We start from the raw sequence: 9,903 nt of genomic DNA, 5'->3' as shown, positions 1-9,903 counted from the left end.
TCTACGGCAGCTTCGGGGCTTGGGCACTGCTCACGCTCGAAACACATCAGCGCATCGTAATTGAAAGCGCTGTGCTGATGAGCATGGCCTTCATCATTTTCTTCAGCGGGGTCTTCCCGATTATCCGATTTCCGGTTCGCATCATCCCGGCCTATGCGCCGGTCTCGGAACGGGCGGCAGGCGGGCTCAACCTGCTCTATAACACCACAAGGCCCGGCACAGTGTACGGCATCTTTTTTCTCGCGGTGCTCAGCCTGCTCAGCTACAGCCTGGGTCCGTGGCTTTTCCTCGACGGGATCTTCCTCATCGTCGCAGCATCAGCGCTGGATTTCGGCATCAAACACAGCGTGCAGCTCTGGCGGGCTTCCCGGCAGACCGGCAGCGGCGGCCTAATCAGCGCCGAAGCTGCCCTTACGGCAGCACTGGCGGCCTTTTCATCGCTGAGTTTTGCAGGTCTCTACTTTTGGTTCAGGCCCGTTTTCTACGACATGATGCCCTGGACCGGCACCGTCCTGATGTTTACCTCAGCGGTTTCGGCGGCGGCCTTTTTCATGTTTCTCACACAGCGCTATGCGGAAATCAGGCACATCCGCGTCACCAACGAAAGCGGAGCGCTCGCGACACTCACCGCAGAAAAAAGCAGCGTTGCGGGCTATGCCGCCAAACTCTACAACCGGCGCGACACCTCCCGGCAGCTCTATCTCGTCATCCCCGTTATTCTGGTACTCGGCGGCGCCTACCTCTATCTGATTCAGGGCTACATGCCTGCTTACATCGCCTATCTGCTGGCCATACCGCTGCTGCCGTTCAGCTACCTGCACAACAACTTTTGGGGCTTTTTCCCGGAACTCTGGATGAGTCAGAGCCTGAGTCCGCAGGCCCGCAAAACGCGCTGGCTGTTTTACACCGGCTCTCTTTGGCGGGTACTGCTCTGGTATGCGGTACTTGCCTTTCCCGTTCTGTTTTTTATCGGGATGTTTGAATGGAAGCAGCTTGTCCTTTTTGTGCTGCTCTGCCCGCCCGCGCTGCTTACCGGCTACTGGGCCAGCCTGCGTTTTCCCAAAAAAGTGCGGGACGGCTCCAGCGTTATTTCCTTCAGCCGCACCATGAACAATACCTCGGGCCTGGTGAGCTTTATCGAAACAAGCGTGTTTTTCGGGCTTGCCTACCTGCTGATCAGCGGACTCTTCGCTGTATTTGCGGCCCTCTACTTTTTAATGCTCCTCATCCTTTGGCAGATGGTGAGGAAAATTGAGAATCAAGATCAGTATGCAGAGCAGGTTAGCAACACCCTGCTGAGGTAAGGCTGCGAAAAGCTCTGCGCAGGATTAAACCAGCAACCGCCCAGCTTCAGCTTAGCTTCCCCAAACCCGCTCGCCCCAGGGCGTGATACGCAGTGCCAGCACCATAGAAAGCAGCAGAAAAACGACGGCACCCCAAATGAGGCCCGAAAACGCAAGCCCGGCATCGAGCAGGTTTCCGAACAGCACCGGCGCGGAAGCCGTCGAAAAAACCATGAGCGTTACCAGCGTTGCCCGGATGGCGCCGAGATGCTTGACCCCGTAAATCTCAGCAAACATGGCCGTTTTGGTGTTCCCGCTGATGCCCTCCGTAGCCCCGAGCAGCATCATGTAAATGAGGGCCGTTACAGGATGGCTCCCCCACAACAGCACCACAAAGCCCAGCAGCATCGGAATGAGCATAAACGGGTACACGCTGCGGGCGCTGAAGCGGTCGATTACCGGACCCACGCCCAGTGAAAGCGCCGTTTTCGCGGCGGCAAAGCCGATAAAGCAGGTCGCCATCCATTCCATGCTCCAGCCCTTCGATTCGGCCAGCGGCAGCTGATACAGAAAGAAGCCGGTGAGCAGAATAGGGGAAGCGAGCCCGGCGGGATTTACGAAATAAAAACGGGCGTCGCGCAGCATCTCAGCGCGGGTCCAGGATCGCGGGGCGTCGGGTACAGGCGCGGGGTTTTCTTTCGGGGGATGGGTTTCCTGGCGGGACTCCGGCCCCGTGTCAGCGGCAGCATCGGCTGATCCAGCGGCTGAGGGTTGCGGGGTAGCGGAAGGTTCATCCCTCAGCAGCACGGGAATGAGCAGGGCCGAGAGCAGCAGCACGAAACCGGCAATCAGCAGCCAGCTGCTGCGCCAGCCTATCGCACCGATCAGGAGGGCAACGCTCACCGGCAGTACGGCCTCCCCCAGCGGAAAACCGAGCGATGAAATGCTCAGCGCCTTGCCCCGGGCGGCATCAAAACAGCGCGCCATGGTGGTTTGGGAAATGTGCCCCATCAGCCCCTGACCCGCATGTCGCACCCCGAGAATCGCTACAAAGAGGAAGACGAGGGAATGCGCAAAGGAGAGCAGCACGGCCGAGGCGGCCATCACCGCGAGCACCACAAAAGTGTATTTTTTGAGCGGCACCCGATCCAGCAGGCCGCCCACATAAGGCAGCAGCAGGGCCGAAGTGAGCGTAACCAGAGAGTAGAAGGTCCCAAAAGTGCCGCTCGTAAGCCCGAACTCCGACTGCCAGGCCGGGAGAAAAAGCGAAAACATGAAGGTCTGCCCGAAACCGGCAAAAAACGTAAGCAGCACCCCAAACAGCAAAAGCCGGTAGTTGGCTTTAAAAAAAGCGAGAAAGGTCATGAAGTGAGTTTGGTTTCAAAAAAATGAAGCAGCCGGTTTTGATGGGATGGGGTGGAGCGGGTTTATGGGCATCACCTGAATACACCGGGATCCAGCTTTACTATTAAATCATTGAAGCTGCCGTGAGAGATCACGCTCAGGTGCTGAAGCCTTCCGGCAATCACGCCGGGATGGGTACCAAAACGCGCTGCCTATTCCCTGAAACGCTGGCTTCGGAAATCTCCAGATGCAATTACTTCGGCTTCCTGCGCTTTGCTGAGAGTCCATTCGACAGCAAAAGCATCCGCCTCACTTTCTTTTTTGCTGTCTTTTTCGTCGTATTCTACATCCTCTAAAAAAATATCTTTTTTCCCGTGCAGCAGAATGTGGCCCGCTTCATGGAAGAAGGTAAACCAAAAAATATCACTGCGTTTGTACCGGCCCGACAGCTGAATTACGGGATGGTCGCCAATCCAGCGGGTTGCGCCGTTAACCGGGGCTTTTGGCAAACAGGGAGTAAAAATCACCTTCACTCCTGCATCACGGCAGACAGCCTGCAGGCGCGGAAAAAAGTCTTCCGGCTGCTCCGCCATCAGGTTTTTTAAAACGGGCAGCGCCTGCCGGAACTTAGTCTCAGAATAGGGATTAGCTTCGGTTGCAGCGGCAAGCAGCTCACCCTTTCGCAGCCATGCAGAGATGGCGTACGGATCGCGGGTACCCGCAAGTGAAATCCGGAAAGCAACCTTCAGCTCCCCGTTTATGAAATAGTTTCGCCAGGCATGGTGATCTGAAATTGCGAAAAAGCGGAACAATTTGGCTGCTTTTTCGCGGATATTTCCCGCAGGTTCAATCCATCCCATTTTGGCCATAGCTGAAGTCGGGAAGTGCCTGGCCCAATCCGCAGCCTCATCAAGTACAGCCTGATACTTTTCTCTGGCGAGATACTCATCGTAGGCTTTTTGGCTGTTCATCCAAAAGTGTGCCGGTATTCCGGTAACGGACTCAAACTGTACCGCCATATCAGGCGTAATCGAGCTGCGGCCTTTAAGTATTTTGTTAATCGTTTGTTCGGGCTTGCCGGTACGCAGGGCAAATTCTTTCATGCCCATTCCCGTCTCTTCCAGCTTTTCAGCAAGAATTTCTCCGGGATGCGGGGACGATTCAGGGGTGTATGTGTTGATGCGAACCATATCGGGTGCTGCTTAGTGGTAATCTTTTATTTCAGTAATTTCGACCCCTTTTATCTCAATCCAGAGGTACTGACCATGTTGATTTTGAGGAATCGGATTTTCGTGCGGAGTGAAAATCAGGCGGTAGGGCTGGTCAAGATCACAGGCCCAGAATCATTAAAGTTGCCGCTCAACTCATGAAATCTACCCGGCTGATGCCTGAGGTCTTCAAGCGTTTCAGAACTTTGCAGCTGCGCGAGCCTTCTTCTGAAAATTGTTGCCCTTTTCTGCCCAAGCGCTTTAACCATAAGCCGGTCATTATTGGCAATCTTACCCAGCTTTTTATCTGAAAAGGTGATGTCCACAGAAACTACAAACAATTTTAACTAACAGAAAGTGTTAATTTTTTAGTGCTGGATAATTCCGACACCAAACCATTTTCCGCCCATATCCGCGTGCCTCCAAAAAGCCTACTCCACGCGCCGGTATTCCACGATGCGGTAGTAGTTGGTGGGGTAGGCGCCGGCCTGAAGCAGCATGGGTCGCAGGCTGAACTGTACGTGGAGTTCGGCGGGCACGCCGTCGCGGTCGGTCTGGAACCAGACAAATTTTTCGCGCTGCGCCGGATTCCGCCATACAGCCCGGAAGGTGTCGTGATGCCAGTGTTCGAGATCGGCTATTTGGGTGGGATCGCCCCAGAAGTGCAGCTCCAGGCCCGCCTCCCCCTGCACCACGCGCACATCGTCGTAGAGCGGGTCGTGAAAGAGGCCGGTGTAGGCGCTCAGCTCCCGCGAGGGCTGCGTACCGGGGATGCGCGCATCGTGGATTTCCTGCCGAAGGGCCATCACCCGCTCAAACTGCTGCTCATAGTTTCGCAGGTACACCTCGTGCCAGTCACGGAATTCCGCGCCGGTGTAGTAGTCCTTGAGCTTGCGGCCCAGCGCATTCATGAAGGTGTTGAAGGTGTTTGTGGTGATGAAGATGCCCGTATTTTCTTCCGGGATGAGAATCAGTGTGGTGTTCATGCCGTCGGTTGCGCCGCCGTGCCGGTAGATGGTGCGCCCGTTCCAGGAGCTCACGGTCCAGCCGAGGGCGTAGGCGGTAATCGGAGCTTCGCGGTTGCCGCCGGGGATGGGCGTCACAATCCGGTACAGCTCCCGGGCCGTTTCCGGGCTGATGAGCCGCTGCCCTTCGAAAACGCCGGCTTCGCCCAGGTGCAGGCGCATCCACTGCGCCATGTCGGCCGCGCTTGTGTTCACCGATGCCGAGGCCCCCACATTATCGAAATTCCGCCTCGGGATGGTGCGCAGATCCCCCTCAATCAGCTGATGCGGCCAGGCGGCATTTTCCCAATCCCCGATTTGGGTGATGCTTGTGCTGCTGCGATCCATGCCCAGCGGCTCAAAGAACCGCTGCCGCACAAACTCATCCCAGCCCGTGCCGGTCACCGCGCTGATCACCTCTCCCGCTACCATGTACATCATGTTGCTGTACACGTAGCCCTCGCGAAACGGACGCTCCGGCTGCATGTAGCGCATGCGGTAAAGCAGCTCGCTCTGATCGCGGAAGGGCATGTACTGAAGCCGGTTGCCGGTCATGCGCCCGAGTCCGCTGCGGTGCGTGAGCAGGTCGCGGATGGTGATAGCACGGGTTACGTACGGATCGTACAGCTCAAAGCCCGGCAGGTGGCGGGTCACGGGGTCGTCCCAGCCGAGGCGGCCTTCATCAACCAGCAGCCCGAGCGCCGCCGCCGTGAAGGCTTTGGTCGTGGAAGCTACGCCGAAAATGGTGTGCTCATCCACCGCTTCGGTTTCGCCCAGCTTTCGGATGCCGAAGCCCTGCGCGAAAACAACCTCATCATCCCGCACAATGGAAACCGACATACCGGGGATGTCCCAGGCGGCCATTCCGGCTTCGATCCATGCCGCGAGTGCTTCCGGAACCGGCGGCCTTTCTGTTTGCGCGGCCGTTGGCTGAGGAGCCATCCCCCCGATAAAAACAGCCAGGCCAAACAGCAGCCACATTTTTTGAAGGATGAAGGAAGACGGGTTCGGAGTCGGATTGCTGCGGCGGGATGAAGTCAAAACAATTTTTTTTAGGTTCGGTTTATTTGAGGGCGGGACGGATGAAGGGCGTTTATTCGCTTACAGACTGACAAAGCTCAACGAGCACGCCGTTGCTGTTTTTGGGATGCAGGAAGGCTACGAGCTTGTTATCGGCGCCGCGCTTGGGCTCTTCCTGCAGCAGACGAAAACCGGCATCGCGCAGGCGCTGCATTTCGGCGCGGATGTCATCTACCTCAAAGGCCACGTGGTGCAGGCCCTGCCCTCGCTTTTCGATAAAGCTGTGAATCACGGATTCCTCCGAAGTTGCCCCGAGCAGCTCAATTTTGGATTCGCCGGTTTTGAAAAACGCGGTGTCCACTTTTTCAGAGGCGACGGTTTCTTTTTTGTAGCAGGGCGTGCTGAGCAGGGTTTCCCAGGTTTTGATGGCTTCTTCGAGGTTGCTTACGGCTATGCCGATGTGCTCAATTTTATTCATGACGTATTTTTTTGGATGTTACTGAGGATAAATAAGCTCCTGAAATATGCTGAAATCCGGCTTCATTTGCATAAAAAAAGGGCATCCGATTCACCGGATGCCCCTTCAACTTTGATAGTGGGATATGTAGGAAAATGCTTATCGCGGCGGCCTGACGCCGGATTTCGTTACGGGGTTTCGGCCTCGTAAAGTTTACTGCTCAGGCGGTCAGCGACTGAGTCGAAGGCCGAGTACAGCACCGGCACCACAACCAGGGTGAGGAAGGTCGCGAAGGTAAGGCCGCTGATGATGGCGATGCCCATCGGTCCCCAGAAGGCCGTGCTCTCAGAGCCGAACTGCAGGTTCGGATCCATGGTGGTGAACAGGCCAACGAAGTCGATGTTGATACCGAAGGTAAGCGGTACCAGACCCAGGATGGTCGTCAGCGCGGTGAGCATTACCGGACGGAAACGGATGGTGCCGGCTTCTACGATGGCTTCGCGCTTGCTCATGCCGCCCTCGGTGAGCTGCTTCACATAATCGAGCAGTACCACGTTGTTCACGCACACAATGCCCGCCAGCGAAATAATCCCGATGAAGGTCATGAGTCCGAAAGGCGTCCGCGTAAGGATCAGCCCCAGCAGTACGCCGATAAGGCTGAGCCCGACGGCCGTCATGATGATGAGGGGCGATTTCACGTTGTTGAATTTGGCGAGCATCACCAGGAAGATGAGCGCGAAGCCGATCAGCAGGGCAGCGGTAAGGAACCCGAAGGCTTCCTCCTGATCTTCGCTTTCGCCCGTGTAGCGCACGGTGTAGCCTACGGGCAGGTCTGCGACGTAAGAGGCGAGCAGCGCCTGCACTTCACCCAGCACGGCCGGACCGGAGAAGCCGCTTTCGGCCTGACCTTCGATGGTTGCCGTACGGTTCAGGTTCAGACGGGTGATGGATCCGAGGCCGATGCCTTCCTCAAAAGATGCTACCGAAACCAGCGGGATGAGTCCGTTAGGCGACCCGATATTGAGGCCCGCGAGGCTTTCGAGGTTTTGGCGGTCTTCTTCGCGCAGGCGCACTACGATGTCGTACTCGTCTTCGCCGTCGCGCCATTTGCTGGCTTCGAGGCCGTTGTTGGCGATGCGCACGGTCTGTGCGATATCGGCCAGGTTCAGACCAAAGCGGTTGGCCCGCTCATAATCCACAAGGATGCGGTACTCGGGAATGCCGCCGCTGATGTTGTTGCGGATATCGACCAGGCCGGGAATCTGCCGGGTAGTCGAAGCCTCAATCAGCTTTTGGGTGATTTCGCGGGTAATGCGCACCACCTCATCAAAATCTTCGCCGGAAACCTCAATGTTGACCGGCGCGCCGGTCGGCGGACCGACCTCTTCTCCCGCAATGCTCACAATGATGTCGGGCAGATCGGTAACAACACTCCGGATTTTGCTCAGGGTGATCGCGGAAGGCTCAGCGCGGTCGCCGTAATCAACCAGGTTAACCGTGAGTCGGGAAAGTTCCGGACTCTGATTGCCGCCGCCAAAGAACGGATCGCCGGCTACGCCCACGTTGATCTGAATATTTTCGATGTTGGCCTTCACCTTCGGGTCGTCATCAATCAGCTGATACAGGCGCTGCTGTACTTCGAAGGCCGTTTCATTGCTCGCGTGCACATTCATGCCGATGGGCCCTTCCAGCTCGATGATAATCCGGTTGGGATCGGTTTCGGGGAAGAACTCGACGCCGGTTGGAATTACGGCAAACAGCAGGAAGATGCTGATCATAAGCCCCATGACGGAGTTCAGCAGCAGCGAGCGGTTATCGGTTACCAGCAGCGGCTTGTTGGTTTTGGCACCGAACACTTTCCCGATGACTCCCAGCACAACGAGCAGCACCGGAAGCCCCATCAGGGTAATCCAGACCGTAGCGCCAACCGGCTGCCCAATAGAAACCACCGCCAGCACAACTGCGATAAAACCGCCCAATATCAGGCCTGAGTAAACGGAGTAAATGTTGCCTCTGAGCATGATTTCCACAAAGTGAATCATGATGCCAAGGGCGCCGATTGCGGCGAGAATTCCTCCGGCCATCACCAGAAACTGTCCGGCCGGCGAGAAGATATTCACCACAGCACCAAGAATGGCCAGCAGGGCACCGAGGCTGAGCGCGCCCAGCGAAAAGGTGTTGCGGAGCATCGCCAGGCGGATTTTGTAGTTCCGGCGCAGCATCCAGTTCAGGAAGTTACGGTACCAGTCCAGAATGGCCGGCAGGGTTCGCTCCATGAAGACCGCCGAAAGCGGCCTGATTACGAAGCGGTAGCTAACCACAAACAGAACGGCCGCAATCACCGAAACCAGCAGGGTAATCGGGTTTGCCATACCAACGGCCACCACAAAAAAGACGGCCAGGGCGTACATCACCATTTTGAAGCCTTTCGACATCGGGCGGGATTTCTCTCCGTCGAGTTTCACGAGATAGGCCGTAAGCACGGGGTAAATCACCAGTGCCACAAACAGTGAGCACAACAGCACGATAATGAGCGTGAGCGGCAGGTAGCCCATAAACTGCCCGATAATGCCCGGCCAGAAGGTCATGGGGATAAAGGCAGCCAGCAGGGTTGAGGTCGCGGCAATCAGCGCGTAGCCGACTTCATCCGCGCCTTTTTTGGCGGCTTCGAAGCGCTCGTAGCCCATCTCGCGGTAGCGGTAGATGTTCTCCACCACCACGATGGAGTTATCCACCAGCAGACCCAGGGCAATGATGAGGCTGAACAGAATCACGAAGTTGGCCGTGTAGCCCAGCGCCAGCAGTACGATGAAACCCACCAGGATTGAAAGCGGCACGGCGGTACCCACCAGCAGCGCATTCCGGATGCCCAGGAAAAAGACGAGTACCAGCACCACAAACAGCATCCCGCTGATGATGCTGTTTTCGAGATCGCTGATGAGGTTACGCACGTCCTCGCTTTGGTCGCCGGTAATTACAACCTGCGTGCCGCCCGGGACCGGGAACTGCTCCACCGCAGCCAGTACGGCCTCAACGGTTTCCAGAATGTTGGCAGAAGGACGTTTTTTGATATTGAGGGAAATCACCTCGAGATCGCGGATGTCTTCGGCGGGTACGTCGATCAGCCTGCCGTTGTCATCCACTTTGTAGGAGCGCAGGCGCGCAAAGCTTTCACGGTCTTTGAAGCCAAAAACCACCTCGGCCACATCCCGCATATACACCAGCCCTTCGGGAACGGGCCCGTCTCCGCCGCCTCCTCCGCCGATAATCACCAGATCTTTAATTTCTTCCGGACTCTGAAACTCCCCGCTGATTCGGATGAGATAGCTCATACGGTCCACATCAATCGTACCACCGGGTATGGTCAGGTTTTGGCCCTGAATGGCGCCAACCAGCGCCTGCAGCGGGATGCCGTAACTGTTGAGGGCATTGATATCCACATTAATCTGCACCTCACGCTCCACCTCACCGATGCGGTCAACCTCCCGCACGCCGGGCACGGTTTCGAGCATATCGGTCATGCGCTTCGCCACTTCCGTTAGGCGTGAAAGCGGATAATCCGCGGCAAGGTTCACCGTCAGGATCGG

At 56.7% G+C, this 9,903-nt stretch carries 7 protein-coding genes; 1 reads left to right on the top strand and 6 read right to left on the bottom strand.

The genetic code is table 11. The features are described 5' to 3' along the window. A partial coding sequence (locus tag LAT75_RS13770) for a hypothetical protein (RefSeq protein ID WP_291483256.1) occupies positions 1–1,304 on the top strand: 1,304 nt, incomplete at its 5' end. 51 nt (positions 1,305–1,355) lie between these two features. On the opposite strand, the gene LAT75_RS13765 is transcribed toward LAT75_RS13770, so the two are convergent. From LAT75_RS13765 to LAT75_RS13740, 6 genes are all read right to left on the bottom strand, one after another. After that, the gene (locus LAT75_RS13765; protein WP_291483255.1) at positions 1,356–2,648 is read right to left on the bottom strand and encodes an MFS transporter; all 1,293 of its coding nucleotides are present in this window, start codon (positions 2,646–2,648) and stop codon (positions 1,356–1,358) included. Between the two features lie 191 nt (positions 2,649–2,839). Then, on the bottom strand, positions 2,840–3,817 hold the full coding sequence (locus LAT75_RS13760; RefSeq protein WP_291483254.1) for a HigA family addiction module antitoxin: 978 nt from the start codon (positions 3,815–3,817) through the stop codon (positions 2,840–2,842). 116 nt (positions 3,818–3,933) lie between these two features. Beyond that, positions 3,934–4,161: a hypothetical protein gene (locus LAT75_RS13755; protein ID WP_291483253.1), complete on the bottom strand. Its 228-nt coding sequence runs from the start codon at positions 4,159–4,161 to the stop codon at positions 3,934–3,936. Between the two features lie 105 nt (positions 4,162–4,266). Next, positions 4,267–5,880, bottom strand: a complete 1,614-nt coding sequence (locus LAT75_RS13750; RefSeq protein ID WP_291483252.1) for a serine hydrolase — start codon at positions 5,878–5,880, stop codon at positions 4,267–4,269. A gap of 52 nt (positions 5,881–5,932) precedes the next feature. Continuing rightward, complete coding sequence (gene mce, locus LAT75_RS13745) at positions 5,933–6,337, bottom strand: methylmalonyl-CoA epimerase (protein ID WP_291483251.1); 405 nt, start codon at positions 6,335–6,337, stop codon at positions 5,933–5,935. A 167-nt stretch (positions 6,338–6,504) separates the two neighbouring features. Beyond that, positions 6,505–9,903, bottom strand: a 3,399-nt coding sequence (locus LAT75_RS13740; protein ID WP_291483250.1) for an efflux RND transporter permease subunit, incomplete at its 5' end; no start/stop codon positions are given.

Origin of the sequence: Cyclonatronum sp. (genome assembly GCF_022565315.1) — a bacterium.
In the GTDB taxonomy this organism is placed as follows: domain Bacteria; phylum Bacteroidota; class Rhodothermia; order Balneolales; family Cyclonatronaceae; genus Cyclonatronum.
Note: the sequence above shows the minus strand (reverse complement) of the source record. Positions and strands in the feature narration are given on the sequence as shown.